Source organism: Agromyces mangrovi, from assembly GCF_030296695.1.
GTDB classification, from domain to species: domain Bacteria; phylum Actinomycetota; class Actinomycetes; order Actinomycetales; family Microbacteriaceae; genus Agromyces; species Agromyces mangrovi.
In genome coordinates this window covers 459,628-475,026 of sequence record NZ_AP027737.1, presented here as the reverse complement: position 1 = coordinate 475,026, position 15,399 = coordinate 459,628, and the positions used below count along the sequence as shown (strand labels likewise).

Here is a 15,399-nt window from a genome sequence, read left to right as displayed (position 1 = left end):
TCAGGGCTGGTTGGCGATCACCGCGGGGGCGATCTCGGTGGCGAGCGTCTGGAACTCGTCGTCCGTGGCGGTGCCGAGCAGCACGAACGTGCTGCCGCCCGCCTCGGTGACGAGGCCGTAGCGGGCGTTGCCGACGTCGTCGACCATGTCGCGGTTGTCGTACACGGTCCACTCGACGCCGGCGATGTCGGTGACACCGGCCGCGAGCGTGCGCTCGAGGGTCTCGGCGACCCAGGTGGGGTTCGCGTCGAACGCCTGGTACATGCCGACGTACTCGTCGCTTGGCGTGAGGTACCCGACGTACCAGCTCGTGATGCCGTCGGCGCCGCTGGTGCGCAGCTCGGCGGCGTTCGAGCGCCAGCCCTCGGGCAGCTCCGGCACGGCGAGCGTCTCGGAGGTGGCGATCGCGGCCTGCTCGGCCACGGCCGCCACGTCGACGTCGGGCTCGATCGGGGTGTCGCTGCGGGGCACGATCAGCACGATGACGGCCATGACCGCGAGCGACGCGAGCAGCGAGCCGATCAGGTTGCCGACCGTCTGCCGGCGCCGGCGGTCGGCCGCGCCCTGCGCCTTGCGCGCTGCGGTCTCGTCGGGCGTCTCGGGTCGGCCGAGTTCGGCGACCACGCGGGGTCCGCGGGCCATCAGGCCTCGGCTCCGCGGTCGGGGGCGCCGGATGCCTCGGTGCCGGCGCCCGTGCGCGCGGCCTCCAGGCGTGCGCGCGCGCCGACGAGCCACTCCTCGCAGCGGGCGGCCAGTGCCTCGCCGCGCTCCCAGAGCTGGAGCGAGTGCTCGAGCGTCGGGGCGCCCTGCTCGAGTTCGCCGACGACGCGGACGAGCTCGTCGCGCGCCTGCTCGTAGCTGAGCTCGGCGATGTCGTCGTGCGTGGGCATGGGATCCATTCTATTCGGCGCTTCCTGCGTGCTCGGCGGGCGGGGCGTCGCCCTCGCGGTCGCCCGGGCCGAGCGACTCGGCGCGGATCGAGCCGACCGGCAGGGCCACGAGCACTTCGTCACCCGCGGGCGCATCGGCGGGCTCGCGCACGATGCGTCCGTCGGCGCGCTGCACGATCGCGTAGCCGCGATCGAGCGTCGCCTGCGGCGACAGCGCGCGCAGGCGCGCGTGCAACTGGTCGGTGGCGACGCGGGCCTGTTCGACGGCGCGCTCGGCGAGGTCGCTGCCGCGTGCGACCCAGCGCGTGATCTCCTGGGCGCGCGCGTCGACCATGGTGCGCGGGTCGGCGAGCACGGGGCGCGAGCGCAGCTGGCCGATGCGGTCGAACTCGGCGGCGACCAGGTGCGCCATGCGCGCGCCGATGCGCGCGCGAGCCTGGCGGACGCGGGCCAGTTCATCGGCCACGTCGGGGACCACGCGCTTGGCCGCATCCGTCGGTGTGGATGCCCGGAGGTCGGCCACCTCGTCGAGCAGCGGCCGGTCGGCCTCGTGCCCGATGGCGCTCACGATGGGCGTCGTCGCGGCGGCAGCGGCGCGCAGCACGCGCTCGTCCGAGAAGCCGAGCAGGTTCTGGAAGTCGCCGCCGCCGCGCGCGACGATGATGACGTCGACCTCGGGGTCGGCGTCGAGGAGCTCGATCGCGCGGCTCACCTCGCGGGCCGTGCGGTCGCCCTGCACGGCTGCGTACTCGAGGCGGATGTCCACCGACGGCCAGCGCAGGCGGGCATTGCGCAGCACGTCCTGCTCGGCGTCGCTGTCGCGGCCGGTGACGAGCCCGATGCGGTGCGGCAGGAAGGGCAGCGGGCGCTTGCGCGCCGGGTCGAACAGTCCCTCGGCGGCGAGCTGGGCGCGCAGGCGCTCGAGGCGCTCGAGCAGGTCGCCGAGCCCGACGTGGCGCAGCTCGTACACCTGCATGGTGAGCGAGCCGCCCTTGACCCACCAGTTCGGCTTCACGAGCGCGACGACCCGGTCGCCCTGCGCGAACTGCTCGGTGAGGCGCGCGCGCACCGACGACCAGAGCGTGAAGCTCAGCGTGGCGTCCCGATCGAGGTCCTTCAGCTTGCCGTAGACGTTGCCGTTCGAGACGCCCCATTGGGTGACCTCGCCCTCGACCCAGGCGGTGCCCAGACGGTCGATGTACCCGCGCAGCTTCTCGGAGAGCAGGGCGACGGGCCACGGTGCATCGCGCGTCGAGGGGGCGTCGGTCATGGTCTCCTCTCGGGCCGGTGCCCAGGCGGCGGCCCGTAGACTGGCGGCGTGACGATCACCACGGATGCCCCCGAGTCGCCCTCGGCATGCCCCGCGTTCCCGCGGTGCGCGGGCGGCTCAAGGATACCCCGGTCGCTGGCGAGAAGAAGGTGCTGCTCGCCGCTCCGAGAGGGTACTGCGCGGGCGTCGACCGGGCCGTGATCGCGGTCGAGAAGGCGCTCGAGCACTACGGCGCGCCGGTGTACGTGCGCAAGCAGATCGTGCACAACATCCACGTCGTCACCGAGCTCGAGAAGCAGGGCGCGATCTTCGTCGAGGAGGTCGACGAGGTGCCCGAGGGTGAGCACATCGTCTTCAGCGCGCACGGTGTCTCGCCGGCCGTCGTGGGCGCGGCCGCCGACCGCGGCCTGCACGCGATCGACGCGACCTGCCCGCTGGTCACCAAGGTGCACCGCGAGGCCGTGCGCTTCGCGCGCGACGACTACGAGATCCTGCTCATCGGCCACGAGGGCCACGAGGAGGTCGAGGGCACCGCGGGCGAGGCGCCCGACCACGTGACGCTCGTCAACAGCCCCGACGACGTGCCGAACATCGAGGTGAAGGACCCCGACAAGGTGGTCTGGCTCTCGCAGACCACGCTCTCTGTCGACGAGACCATGGAGACCGTGCGGCGCCTGCGCGAGCGGTTCCCGAACCTGCAGGACCCGCCGTCGGACGACATCTGCTACGCCACGCAGAACCGTCAGGTCGCCATCAAGAAGGTGGCGCAGGGCGCCGACCTCGTGATCGTGGTCGGCAGTGCGAACTCGTCGAACAGCGTGCGCCTCGTCGAGGTCGCGCTCGAGTACGGCGCGAAGGCCGCGTACCGCGTCGACTTCTCGACGCAGATCGAGCAGTCGTGGCTCGACGGCGTCGAGACCGTGGGCGTCACGAGCGGGGCATCCGTGCCCGAGGGCCTCGTGCAGGAGGTGCTGATCGAGCTCGCCGATGCCGGCTACGGCGCGGTCGAGGAGGTCAAGACGGCCGAGGAGGACCTCATGTTCTCGCTGCCGAAGGAGCTCCGCAAGGACCTCAAGGGCTCGGGTCGCGCGCGCGGCGCCGCCCAGCACTGACCCGTTCGCTGCGGGCGCACGGCCGAAGCGAGCGGATGCTTGTGAGTGAGCGCTCACTCGCATAGAGTCGCCGCATGGCAACGCGCACCGAACGGGCGCGGCCGCTCTCCCCGGAGGACCGCCGCGCGGCGATCGCCGATGCCGTCGTGCCGCTGCTCATCGCGCACGGCCGCGACGTCAGCACCCGCCAGATCGCCGAGGCGGCGTGCGTGGCCGAGGGCACGCTCTTCCGCGCGTTCGACGACAAGGACGCGATCATCGACGCGGCCGTCACCCGTTACCTCGAGCCCGAGCCGCTGCGCGCCAGGCTGCGCGCGATCGATGCGAGCCGGCCGCTCGAGTGGAAGGTCGAGCGCGTGCTCGACGAGCTCTGCGAGCGGTTCCGCGGCGTGATCGGCGTCATGTCGGCCCTCGGCACCCGCACCCCGCCGCACCGACACCACCACGGCGAGGTGTACGAGGCGATCATCGCCGACCTGCTCGCGCCCGACGCCGACCGCCTGACGGCCACGCCCCGCCAGGTCGCCCGGTACCTGCGCCTGATCGCGTTCGCCTCGTCGGTCCCCGCCTTCGGGGAGACCGTCGGCCTGGACACCCCCGAACTCGTCGACCTCATCACGAACGGCATCGCCTCCGGGCATCCGCTCGACCGCCCCTGACGCACCACCAGCACCAACGGAAGAAGGCACATCGCGTGCTCTGGAAACTCCTCACCAAGTACCTGAGGCCGCACTGGCCGCTGCTCGCCGCAGTCGTGGTGTTCCAGCTGATCCAGTCGATCCTCACCCTGCTGCTGCCGGCCCTGAACGCCGACATCATCGACAACGGCGTCGCCACCGGCGATACCGCGTACATCCTGTCGACGGGCGGGTTCATGCTCGCCATCACGCTCGCGCAGATCGCGTGCGCGATCGTCGCCGTCTACTTCGCGGCGAAGGTCTCGATGAGCGTCGGCCGCGACCTGCGCACCGCCGTGTTCGCGCGCGTCGGCGTGTTCAGCGAGCAGGAGGTGTCGCGCTTCGGCGCGCCGAGCCTCATCACGCGCTCGACCAACGACGTGCAGCAGGTGCAGATGCTCGTGCTCATGTCGTGCACGCTGCTCGTCTCCGCCCCGATCCTCGCGATCGGCGGCGTGATCATGGCCATGGGGCAGGACCTCCAGCTCTCCTGGATCATGGCCGTCGCCGTGCCCGTGCTGCTCATCGCCATCGGTGCGATCGTCATCCGCATGGTGCCGCAGTTCGAGAAGATGCAGGCCCGCATCGACACCGTCAACCGCGTGCTGCGCGAGCAGCTCACGGGCATCCGGGTGATCCGCGCGTTCGTGCGCGAGCCGGTCGAGACGAAGCGCTTCGCGACCGCGAACGCCGAGCTGACCGACACCGCGCTGCGGGCCGGGCGCCTGTTCGCCCTCGTCTTCCCGGTCGCGATGGGCGTGCTGAACGTCTCGAGCGTCGCCGTGCTGTGGTTCGGCGCGTTCCTCATCGAGGACGGCTCCATGCAGATCGGCGCGCTGACGGCGTTCCTCACCTACCTCATCCAGATCCTGATGGCGGTCATGATGACCACGTTCATCGCCGTGATCCTGCCGCGTGCCGCCGTGTCGGGCGGCCGCATCCAGGAGGTGCTGCTGACCGACACCAGCGTCGTCGAGCCGACCGACGCGATCACGGAGCTGACCGCACCCGGCACGGTGGAGTTCGAGCACGTCGAGTTCGCCTACCCGGGCGCCGAGCAGCCCGTCCTGCACGACCTCAGCTTCACGGCCCGGCCCGGCGAGGTGACCGCGATCATCGGCAGCACGGGTGCCGGCAAGACCACGCTGCTGAACCTCATCCCGCGCCTGTTCGACGCGACCGGCGGCCGCGTGCTCGTCGGCGGCGTCGACGTGCGCGAGCTCGACCCCGAGGTGCGCAACGCCCAGCTCGGGCTCATCCCGCAGAAGGCGTACCTGTTCGCGGGCACGGTCGGCTCGACGGTGCGGTACGGCGACCCGGATGCCACGGACGACGAGGTGTGGGAGGCGCTGCGCGTGGCACAGGCATCCGACTTCGTCTCCGCCATGCACGAGGGGCTCGACACCCCGATCGCGCAGGGCGGCACGAACGTCTCGGGCGGCCAGCGCCAGCGGCTGTCGATCGCGCGGGCGTTGCTGAAGCGACCACCGATCCTGCTGTTCGACGACTCGTTCTCGGCGCTCGACACGGCGACGGATGCCCGGCTGCGCGCCGCGCTCGACCGGGCGGCGGGCGATACGACCCGCATCGTGGTCGCGCAGCGCGTGTCGACGATCGTCGACGCCGACCAGATCCTGGTGCTCGACGCGGGGCGCATCGTCGCCCGCGGCACCCACGACGAACTGCTCGAGACCTCCGCGACGTACGCCGAGATCGTCGAGAGCCAGCTGAGCGCGGAGGACGCGGCATGAGCGAGCGCACCCCGAACCGGCCGCAGCCGCAGCGCGGCCCCCAGCACGGTGGGCCCGCCGCGGGCATGGCCATGCCGGTCGAGAAGTCGATGCACTTCGGCCCATCGGCCAAGCGCCTCATCGGGCGCCTGAAGCCCGAGCGGTGGGCCGTCATCGGCGTCATCCTGCTCGGCGTGGTGAGCGTGACGCTCACGGTGCTCGGCCCGAAGGCGCTCGGCGAGGCGACGAACATCGTCTTCGAGGGCGCGATCTCGGCGGGCCTGCCCGAGGGCACGACGCAGGAGGAGGTGATCGCCGGCCTCGAGGCATCCGGCGACACCCAGCAGGCCGAGATGCTCTCGGCCATGAACCTCACGCCCGGCCAGGGCATCGACTTCGGCCTGCTCTCGCAGGTGCTGCTGCTCGTGCTCGGGCTGTACGTGTTCGCGTCGGTGTTCGCGTGGCTGCAGGGACTCGTGCTGAACGGCATCACGCAGCGCACGGTCTACCGGCTGCGTGAGGACGTCGAGACGAAGCTGCACCGCCTGCCGCTGTCGTACTTCGACAAGATGCAGCGCGGCGAACTGCTCTCGCGCGTGACCAACGACATCGATAACATCTCGCAGAGCCTGCAGCAGACGCTGAGCCAGCTGCTCACGTCGATCCTCACCGTGATCGGCGTCATCGCGATGATGTTCGTGATCTCGCCGCTGCTCGCGGTCATCGCGCTCGTGACGATCCCGCTGACGTTCGTGGTCACCGCGTTCATCGCGAAGCGGTCGCAGAAGCGGTTCGTGGCGCAGTGGAAGCACACCGGCGAGCTGAACGCCCAGGTCGAGGAGGCCTTCACGGGCCACGCGCTCGTGAAGGTGTTCGGTCGCAGCAAGGAGGTCGAGCGCGACTTCCACGGCACCAACGAGAAGCTGTACGAGGCGAGCTTCGGGGCCCAGTTCTTCTCGGGCATCATCATGCCCGCAATGATGTTCATCGGGAACCTGGTCTACGTGGCGATCGCCGTCGTCGGCGGGCTGCTCGTCGCGAACGGCGCGATGCGACTGGGCGACGTGCAGGCGTTCATCCAGTACTCGCGCCAGTTCACGCAGCCGCTCACCACGATCGGCTCGATGGTGAACCTGCTCCAGTCGGGCGTCGCGAGCGCCGAGCGCGTGTTCGAGCTGCTCGACGCCGACGAGCAGTCGCCCGACGCCGAAGAGGGCGAGGAGCCCGAGGAGCGCACCGGACGCCTCGCGTTCGAGGACGTCTCGTTCCGCTACGAGGCCGACACGCCGCTCATCGACGGCCTGTCGCTGGTCGCCGAACCCGGGCATACGATCGCGATCGTCGGCCCCACCGGCGCGGGCAAGACCACCCTCGTGAACCTCATCATGCGCTTCTACGAGCTCGACTCGGGCCGCATCACGCTCGACGGCGTCGACATCACCCGGATGCGACGGGACGACCTCCGCGCCCGCATGGGCATGGTCCTCCAGGACACGTGGCTGTTCGCGGGCACGATCCGCGACAACATCGCCTACGGCCGCCCGGGCGCGACCGAGGAGGAGATCCTCGACGCGGCACGTGCCACGTACGTCGACCGCTTCGTGCACGCGCTGCCCGACGGCTACGACACGGTGCTCGACGACGAGGCGTCGAACCTTTCGGCCGGCGAGAAGCAGCTGCTCACCATCGCGCGGGCGTTCCTCGCGCAGCCGAGCGTGCTCATCCTCGACGAGGCCACCAGCTCGGTCGACACGCGCACCGAGCTGCTCGTGCAGCACGCGATGAGCGCGCTGCGCAAGGACCGCACGAGCTTCGTCATCGCGCACCGGCTCTCGACGATCCGCGACGCCGACACCATCATCGTGATGGAGCACGGGTCGATCGTGGAGCAGGGCACGCACGCCGAGCTCATCGCCGCCGAGGGCGCGTACGCCCGCCTCTACGAGGCGCAGTTCGCCGCGCCGATCGAGCCGGACGACCCCGAGGGCGACGCCGAGCTCGTGGCCGCGCAGCGACCGTAGCGCGCGACCGGCGCAGACGACGACGCCCCCGCCTTCCGGCGGGGGCGTCGTTCGCGTTGCGGCGGCGGGCTCGGGTGCTGCCGCTCAGCCGCCGATGCCGGCGGTGCCGACCGTGCCGAAGTGCTCGACCAGCACCGGGTCGGTCACGAGCACCGCCCAGATCACGCCGAACATGATGAGGAACGACAGCACGCCGCCGACGAGCGGCACCCAGAACGCCAGGCGCCGGCGCACGAGGCGCAGGATCGTGGTGGCCGCGGTCAGGATCCAGAGCAGGATCTGCGCCCACATGCCGGTCGTGAGGATGCCCGCGACGGCCTCGGCCTGCACGTAGTCGGCGAGCTCCTCCTGCGTGTGCAGCAGCGACATCGCGTCGGGCAGCGTCTGCTGGATCGACACGGCGAGCGAGGCGCCGATGATCCCGAACACGAGCAGGCCGAGCGCGACCGGTCGGTCCCACGCGCGCTCGCGGCGCGCCGGTGCGGGCGCGCCGTCCGCACCGCCCGCACCCCCTGCGGGGCGGGTGGCGGCGGGGCCGCCTGCTGCATCGGCGGGTCGTCGTGCGTGGACTGCTCCGGCGGCTGCCAGCTCCAGCCCTCGGGCGCGTACTCGCCGTACTGCGGCTTGGGGCGCGGGTCGGGCGCCTGCGGTGCCCGGTCGGCGGGCGGCGCCGGAGGCGGCGGGGGCGGCGTGGACCCGTTGTCGGGTGCCGCGCCGCCCTCGCGCGACGGGTCTGCCTGCGGCATCCGGCTCAGCTCTTCGAGTGGCCGAACGAGCCGAGCTGCTTGGTCGACTCGACGACGCGGGCGGCCATGGCCGTCTCCGCGACCTTGCCCCAGGCGCGCGGGTCGTACTTCTTCTTGTTGCCGACCTCGCCGTCGACCTTCAGCACCTCGTCGTAGTTCGCGAACATGTAGCCGGCGATCGAGCGCGTGAACGCGTACTGCGTGTCGGTGTCGATGTTCATCTTCACGACGCCGTTCGAGACCGCCTCCGCGATCTCGGCGTCGGTCGAGCCAGAGCCGCCGTGGAAGACGAGGTCGAGCGGCTTCTCGCCGGTCCCGAACTTCTCGGCGATGCCGGCCTGGATCTCGCCGAGCAGCTCCGGGCGCAGCTTCACGCCGCCGGGCTTGTACACGCCGTGCACGTTGCCGAACGTGAGTGCGGCGATGTAGCGGCCGTCCTCGCCGAGGCCGAGCGCCTCGACGGCCTTGGTCACGTCGCCGACGGTCGTGTAGAGCGCCTCGTTGGTGCCCTCGTGCACGACGCCGTCCTCCTCGCCGCCGACGACGCCGATCTCGACCTCGAGGATCGCGTTGATCGCCTTGGTGCGCTTCAGCATGTCCTCGGCGATCCGGATGTTCTCGTCGAGCGGCACGGCCGAGCCGTCCCACATGTGCGACTGGAAGATCGGGTTGCGGCCCGCCTTGACCTCCTCCTCGGAGGCGGCGATGAGCGGCATGACGAAGTCCTCGAGCGCGGGCTTCGGGCAGTGGTCGGTGTGCAGCGCGACCGTGACGGGGTAGGACTTCGCGACCTCGGTGGCGAACTTCGCGAAAGCGAGCGCACCGGTGGCGCGGGCCTTCACGGTGTGGCCGGCGAAGTAGTCGGCGCCGCCGGTCGTGACCTGGATGATGCCGTCGGAGCCGGCCTCGGTGAGTCCCTGCAGGACCGCGTTGAGGGTCTGCGAGCTCGACACGTTGAAGGCCGGGTAGGCGAAGCCTTCGGCCTTGGCGCGGTCGAGCATCTCCGCGTACTGCTCGGGGGTGGCGATGGGCATGATGCTCCTTCACAGCGATGTTCGTGGGCGTGCACGCACGAGTCTAGTGAGTCGCGCTCGCCGCGTTCAGGCGGTGCCTCGGACGGCCGGGTCGGCCATGATGGCCGCATGGAGCTCTTCGACGACGCCGTGACCGCCGGGTTCGAGCGGGCGGTCGCGCTGGCGGCGCGAGCGGCGATGCCGTTGGTCGGCCGCGGCGACGGCGATGCGGTGGATGCCGCGGCGGTCGACGCGCTGCGGGCGGCGCTCGCGCGCGTGCCGGTCGACGGGCGGGTCGTCGCGGGTGAGGGCGAGAAGGACGACGCGCCCATGCTCGCGCCGGGGGAGCGGTTCGGCTCGGGCGGGCCGGCCGTCGACATCGTGGTCGACCCGGTGGACGGCACGCGCCTCGCGGCATCCGGCGCCGACGGGGCCATGTCGATCCTCGCCGCCGCACCGCGCGGGGCGTTCCTCGACATCGGCCCGGCGTACTACGTCGACAAGCTGGTGGGCGGGGCGGATGCCGCGGGGCTGTCCCTCGCCGCACCCGTGGCCGTGAACCTGGCGATGCTGGCCGAGGCGAGCGGATGCCCCGTGTCGGCGCTCCGCGTGGCCGTGCAGGAGCGTCCGCGCAACACCGCCGTCGCGACCGCCGTGGTGGCGGCGGGCGCGCAGCTCGTGCCGTTCCTGCACGGCGACATCGAGCGTGCGCTGCGCGCGGCGCAGCCGGGCGGCGACCTCGACCTGCTGCTCGGCATCGGCGGCGCGCCCGAGGGCGTGATCGAGGCGGCGGCCGTGCGGGCGCTCGGCGGCACGACGCAGGTGCGGTTCGCGCCGCAGTCTCCCGGTGAGGCCGAGCGGTCGCGGGCGGCGGGCCTTCCGGACGGGGTGCTGGGTCTCGAGGTGCTGTGCGCGGCCGACGCCGTGGTGTTCGTGTCGCCCGTCACGCCGTGCGATCTCGGCGCGCCCGACCCGCGTGCCGTGCGCGTGGTGCCGCCCGCGGCGTGAAAGATTCACGATTCTTTCACGCCGTTCGTCCTCGGAATCGGGTTCGCGGCGGAACCCGCTGGATAGGCTCGTGGACAGCGGCCGACCGTCTGCGTCGCGCCGATTCGCAGTCGAACCTGGAGTAACGCGTTGACGAGCACCGAACCCGCACCACTGTTCCACCACCCCGACCGCAACCTCGCACTCGAGCTCGTGCGCGCGACCGAGGCCGCCGCGATCCGCGCCGTGCCGTGGATCGGCAAGGGCGACAAGATCGCCGCCGACCGGGCGGCCGTCGACGCGATGCGCCTCTTCCTCGGCACGGTGAACTTCGACGGCGTCGTGGTCATCGGCGAGGGTGAGAAGGACGAGGCGCCCATGCTCTTCAACGGCGAGCAGGTCGGCAACGGCCGCGGCCCCGCGTGCGACATCGCGGTCGACCCGATCGACGGCACGAGCCTCACCGCCGCCGGGCGCGGCCACGCCCTGTCGGTCATCGCCGTCTCCGAGCGCGGCACCATGCTGGACGCATCCTCGGTCTTCTACATGGACAAGTTCGTCACCGGCCCCGAGGGGTTCGGCACCGTCGACATTCGCCGCCCCGTGGGCGAGAACCTGCGCGCGCTCGCCGAGGCGAAGGGCAAGGACATCGGCGAGGTGCGCGTCGCCGTGCTCGACCGGCCGCGCCACGAGGAGCTCATCCGCGAGATCCGCGCGGCGGGGGCCGGGACGCGCCTGATCCTCGACGGCGACGTCGCGGGCGGCATCAACGCGGCCCGCCACGACACGCGGATCGACGCGTGCATCGGCATCGGCGGCAGCCCCGAGGGCATCACGACCGCGTGCGCCGTGAAGGCGCTCGGCGGTTTCATGCAGGGCAAGCTCGCGCCGCTCGACGACGCCGAGCGCGCACGCGCCGAGGCCGCCGGCCTGGACTGCGACAAGATCCTCGAGCTCGACGACATGGTGTCGGGCGACAACCACTTCTTCGTCGCGACGGGCGTCACCGACGGTGCGCTGCTCCAGGGCGTGAAGAAGAACGGCCCGTACATCTCGACCGAGTCGATCGTGCTGCGGTCGAAGTCGGGTACGATCCGGAGGGTCGCCGCCGAGCACCTCGCGCAGAAGTGGCTCGACCCCGACTTCCTCTGACCGCCTCCGCGAGTCGTCACGAAGTGTCGGTATCGGACCGCGAATAGCGACAGTTCGTGACGACTCGCGAGGCGCTGCACCACACCAGGAGTCGCCCATGCGCGTGCCACGCGCGCTCCGGCCGTTCGCGCTCGGCCAGTACCGCCTGCTGACGGTCGCGCTGGCGTTCTCGCTGTTCAGCGCCGGCTGCTGGATCGTCGCCTCGGTGTGGCAGGTCGTCGAGCTCGGCGGCACCCCGGTCGACCTCTCGATCGTGGCGACCGGCGCGGCCGTGGGCCTGGTGCTCGCGGTGCTCTTCGGCGGCGTGGCCGCCGACCGTGTTCCGCAACGACGCATCCTGCTCGGCGTCGAGGCCGTGCGCGGCGTGGCGTTCGGCACGGCCGCGCTGCTCGCACTCGGCGGCACAATCGAGGTCTGGCACCTCGCGGTGCTCGCGTTCGTGCTCGGCGTCGCCGACGGATTCTTCTACCCGGCGTACTCCGCGTGGCTGCCGGCGATCCTGCCCGCCGACCAGCTGCAGGCGGCGAACGGCGTCGAGGGCGTGCTGCGCCCGACGCTCATGAACGCAGCCGGTCCGGCCGCGGCGAGCCTGCTCATCGCGATCGGCTCGCCCGGGCTGGCGTTCGCGGTGATCGCGGTCGCGCAGGTCGGCGCGGTGCTCGTGCTGCTGGCGATGCGCACGACGCCGTTGCGCGGCGAGCGCGTCGACGACGACGTGCATCCGCTCAAGCGCACCTTCCTCGACCTGCGCGACGGGTTCGGGTTCCTGATGCGCACGACGTGGCTGCTCGCGTCGCTGCTGTTCGCCGTGTTCATGGTGCTCGTGATCATGGGGCCGATCGAGGTGCTGCTGCCGTTCGCGGTGCGCGACCAGACCGGCGGCGGGGCGGGCCAGTTCGCGCTCGTGCTCGCGGCGTTCGGCATCGGCGGCGCGATCGGGTCGCTCTGGGTCGGCTCGCTGCGGATGCCTCGGCGCTACCTGACCCTCCTCATGCTGGGCTTCGGGTTCGGATGCCTCCCGCTCGCGATCATCGGATTCACCGACGCGCTGTGGGTGATGGTGGTCGCGCTGTTCGTGTGCGGCCTGCTCTTCCAGGGCGCGCAGGTGCTCTGGGGCACGCTGCTGCAGCGGCGCGTGCCGCCGCACATGCTGGGCCGCGTGTCGAGCCTGGACTTCTTCGTGTCGCTCGCGCTCATGCCGGTGTCGATGGCGATCGCGGGGCCCGTGGGCGAGGCGATCGGGCTCGCGCCGACGTTCCTGGTGGCGGGGCTCGTGCCGCCCGTAATCGCGGTGCTCACGATCTGGATCGCGCGTCTCGGCCGCGACGAGCTCGCGCACCCGCTCGAGGACGCACCCCTGTCGACCGGCCCCATCGACACGGTGACCGGCGGCTCGGCCGCCGCCGGCTTCGACCGCCCGGTCGACGAGCCCCACCCCGACGATCGCGACGGCTGACCGCGAAGTGCTTCGCGAGTCGTCATGAACTGTCGGAATCGGGGCTCCGATAGCGACACTTCATGACGACTCGCGAAAGAGGCGGGTGGGTGGGTGCGCGCGGGCCGGCGGATGCGGCGCCCGCGGGCGGGCGTCAGATCGAGCGGATCTGGGGGTCGAGGTCGAGCAGCGGCTCGCCCGAGTCGAAGTCGAGCTCGACGTCGTCTTCCGCGGCGCGGGCGTCGGCGTCGCGGCCGGCGGCCGCAGCAGCGTCCGCGGGCGCGGAGCCGGTCGAGCCTGCCTCGATCACGCGCACCGCGTCGGGCGACTCCGGCTCGGTGAGCTCGGCCGCGGCGAGGCGGCGGGGCTGCTCGTGGATGGGCTCGGGCTCGGCGAGCGCGGAGATCTTGGTGGTGTCGATGCCCGGGAACTGGCGGGCGGTAACGAGCACGCGCGACTCGAGCGAGTTGGCGAACTTGTTATAGCTCTCAACCGTGCGCTCGATGGCGCGGCGCAGGCCGTCCGCGTGGCCGGCGAGCGTGCCGATGCGCTGGTAGAGCGTGTTGCCCAGGTCGAACAGCTTCTTCGCCTCGTCGGAGACGGCCTGCTGCTGCCAGGTGTAGGCGACGGTCTTGAGCACGGCCCAGAGGTTCACCGGGGAAGCGAGCGCGACGCGCTTGCCGAAGGCGTAGTCGAGCAGCGCCGGGTCGGCCTCGAGCGCGGCCGAGAGCAGCGACTCGCTCGGGATGAACGCGATGACGAACTCGGGGCTGGCGTCGAGGCCCTCCCAGTAGGTCTTCTTCGCGAGCGCGTCGATGTGGCCCCGCAGCGCCTTCACGTGCCGCTCGATGAGCTGCTTGCGGCGTGCGCCCTCGTCGCCCGACGCGGTGACGGCGATCTGGCTGGCCTCGATGTAGTGCTCGAGCGGCACCTTCGCATCGACCGCGATCGACTTGCCGCCGGGGAGGCGGATGACCATGTCGGGGCGGCCGGCACCGGCATCCGTCGTGATCGAGGCCTGCGTGTCGAAGTCGACGTACTGGGCGAGACCGGCGGCCTCGACCACGCGGCGCAGCTGGGTCTCGCCCCAGACGCCGCGCGTGCTGTTCGAGCGCAGCGCCGACGCGAGCGACTCGGTCGTGGCGCGGAGCTGCTCGTCGTTCAGCTGCGCCTGCTTCAGCTGCTCGGCGATCGAGCCGTACTGCTCGCTGCGCTGCTGCTCGAGCTCGGCGACCTTGCGCTGCATGGTCGTGAGCGTCTCGCGCACGGGGCTCAGCGCCTGGAGCACCGCCGACTCGCGCTTCTCGCGCTCGGCGCGCTCGGCCTGGTCGGTGCGCTGCTGCTCCACGTACTCGCGGAACTGCGCGCGCTGCTGCGTGATCTGCTCGCGCAGGTTGTCGGCCTCGGTCGAGGCGGCGGCGAGGTCCGCCCGCAGTTCCGCCTGCACGCGCTGCTGCTCGGCGAGCAGCTCGGCGCGCGTCTGCGCCTCGTCGGCACGGACCTGCTGCAGCTCGCCCTGGTGGCGCGCCGCGACGAGGGCGGGGTCCTCGCCCGCGGGGGCATCCGTCACCCGACGCGAACGCACGAGCGCGGTCACGAGCGCGCCGAGGGCGGCGCCGATCACGAGGCCGATGAGGAGGGCGAGGATGTCCATGTCTGAAGTGTTGCAGCGGCCCCCGACATCGGGTCGGAACGTGGTCGGGGTGGCGCTACTGCAGCGCCATCGGGCCGTGGTCGGCCCGGTGCTCGCGGGTCGCGTCGGGCCCGATCGTGCCGATGCGGGCGCGGGTCGAGCGGGCGAGCGCGTCCAGGTCGTCGGCCTCGTGCCGCTTCGCAGCGTGCGCGACGATCGCCGCGCAGGCGCGCGAGTCGTCGAGCGCGTTGTGGTGCGAGAAGTCCTCGAACCCGGCCGCCATGGCCGCGACCGGCAATCGGTACGAGTCGAGGTGGTACGTGCTGCGCGCGACCTGCAGGCTGCACAGGTAGCGGTGGTTCGGCGCGTCGACGCCGAACGCATCGGCGAGGCCGCGCAGCACGTTCATGTCGAACCCGGCGTTGTGGGCGACGAGCCAGTCGTTGCCCGCGAACGCGGTGAACTCGGGCAGGAGGTCGTGCCACAGCGGGGCATCCGTCACCTGATCGGGAGTGATGCCGTGGATGCGCACGTTCCACTCGTTGAACTCGTCGTGCGGGAATGGCGGCTTGATGAGCCAGTACGCCTCGTCGACCGGGCGCCCGTCGCGTACCTTCACCAGCCCGACCGAGCAGGCCGACGCGCTCGAACGGTTGGCGGTCTCGAAGTCGATCGCGGTGAAGTCCACTGGCACGCCGCCATCCTCACATCGCCGACCGACACGGCCGCGGAG

14 protein-coding genes are annotated in these 15,399 nt (G+C 71.7%); 7 read left to right on the top strand and 7 right to left on the bottom strand.

The features are described from left to right. The 3 genes from QUE38_RS02200 to xseA are packed head-to-tail and all read right to left on the bottom strand — an operon-like array spanning position 1 to position 2,160. On the bottom strand, positions 1-642 hold the full coding sequence (locus QUE38_RS02200) for a DUF4245 domain-containing protein (protein ID WP_286309951.1): 642 nt from the start codon (positions 640-642) through the stop codon (positions 1-3). After that, a complete protein-coding gene (locus tag QUE38_RS02195; protein WP_433996935.1) occupies positions 642-890 on the bottom strand; it encodes an exodeoxyribonuclease VII small subunit in 249 nt (82 codons plus the stop codon). The genes QUE38_RS02200 and QUE38_RS02195 overlap by 1 nt, the downstream gene beginning before the upstream one ends. A 10-nt stretch (positions 891-900) precedes the next feature. Further along, positions 901-2,160, bottom strand: a complete 1,260-nt coding sequence (gene xseA / locus QUE38_RS02190) for an exodeoxyribonuclease VII large subunit (protein WP_286309949.1) — start codon at positions 2,158-2,160, stop codon at positions 901-903. 86 nt (positions 2,161-2,246) lie between these two features. Between xseA and QUE38_RS02185 the strand changes: the two genes are divergently transcribed. From QUE38_RS02185 to QUE38_RS02170, 4 genes are all read left to right on the top strand, one after another. After that, positions 2,247-3,272, top strand: a complete 1,026-nt coding sequence (locus QUE38_RS02185; RefSeq protein WP_286309947.1) for a 4-hydroxy-3-methylbut-2-enyl diphosphate reductase — start codon at positions 2,247-2,249, stop codon at positions 3,270-3,272. Positions 3,273-3,346: 74 nt separating this feature from the next. Then, on the top strand, positions 3,347-3,931 hold the full coding sequence (locus tag QUE38_RS02180; protein WP_286309946.1) for a TetR/AcrR family transcriptional regulator: 585 nt from the start codon (positions 3,347-3,349) through the stop codon (positions 3,929-3,931). Between the two features lie 35 nt (positions 3,932-3,966). Next, positions 3,967-5,700: an ABC transporter ATP-binding protein gene (locus tag QUE38_RS02175; RefSeq protein ID WP_286309945.1), complete on the top strand. Its 1,734-nt coding sequence runs from the start codon at positions 3,967-3,969 to the stop codon at positions 5,698-5,700. Further along, positions 5,697-7,700 carry an ABC transporter ATP-binding protein gene (locus QUE38_RS02170; RefSeq protein ID WP_286309943.1) on the top strand — a complete coding sequence of 668 codons (2,004 nt, stop codon included), beginning with the start codon at positions 5,697-5,699 and terminating at the stop codon, positions 7,698-7,700. Before QUE38_RS02175 ends, QUE38_RS02170 begins: the two co-directional genes overlap by 4 nt. 84 nt (positions 7,701-7,784) lie before the next feature. Here the strand turns inward: QUE38_RS02170 and QUE38_RS02165 are convergent, their stop codons facing one another. Together QUE38_RS02165 and fbaA are read right to left on the bottom strand one after the other, a co-directional pair. Further along, positions 7,785-8,288, bottom strand: a complete 504-nt coding sequence (locus tag QUE38_RS02165; RefSeq protein WP_350227620.1) for a DUF6264 family protein — start codon at positions 8,286-8,288, stop codon at positions 7,785-7,787. Between the two features lie 163 nt (positions 8,289-8,451). Continuing rightward, positions 8,452-9,480 (bottom strand): class II fructose-bisphosphate aldolase, encoded by a 1,029-nt coding sequence (gene fbaA, locus QUE38_RS02160; RefSeq protein ID WP_286309942.1) that lies wholly within the window; start codon positions 9,478-9,480, stop codon positions 8,452-8,454. 108 nt (positions 9,481-9,588) lie between these two features. Here fbaA and QUE38_RS02155 point away from each other — a divergent pair, with 108 nt between their 5' ends. From QUE38_RS02155 to QUE38_RS02145, 3 genes are all read left to right on the top strand, one after another. Beyond that, positions 9,589-10,467 (top strand): fructose-bisphosphatase class II, encoded by an 879-nt coding sequence (locus tag QUE38_RS02155; RefSeq protein ID WP_286309941.1) that lies wholly within the window; start codon positions 9,589-9,591, stop codon positions 10,465-10,467. Between the two features lie 129 nt (positions 10,468-10,596). Beyond that, positions 10,597-11,598: a class II fructose-bisphosphatase gene (gene glpX / locus QUE38_RS02150; protein WP_286309940.1), complete on the top strand. Its 1,002-nt coding sequence runs from the start codon at positions 10,597-10,599 to the stop codon at positions 11,596-11,598. A gap of 97 nt (positions 11,599-11,695) precedes the next feature. Then, positions 11,696-13,054, top strand: coding sequence for an MFS transporter (locus QUE38_RS02145; protein ID WP_286309939.1), 1,359 nt, complete (start codon positions 11,696-11,698; stop codon positions 13,052-13,054). A 133-nt stretch (positions 13,055-13,187) separates the two neighbouring features. Here the strand turns inward: QUE38_RS02145 and QUE38_RS02140 are convergent, their stop codons facing one another. Next, the gene (locus QUE38_RS02140; RefSeq protein ID WP_286309938.1) at positions 13,188-14,687 is read right to left on the bottom strand and encodes a DNA recombination protein RmuC; all 1,500 of its coding nucleotides are present in this window, start codon (positions 14,685-14,687) and stop codon (positions 13,188-13,190) included. Positions 14,688-14,742: 55 nt separating this feature from the next. After that, positions 14,743-15,360, bottom strand: a complete 618-nt coding sequence (locus QUE38_RS02135; protein WP_286309937.1) for a 3'-5' exonuclease — start codon at positions 15,358-15,360, stop codon at positions 14,743-14,745. Between the last annotated feature and the right edge of the window lie 39 nt (positions 15,361-15,399).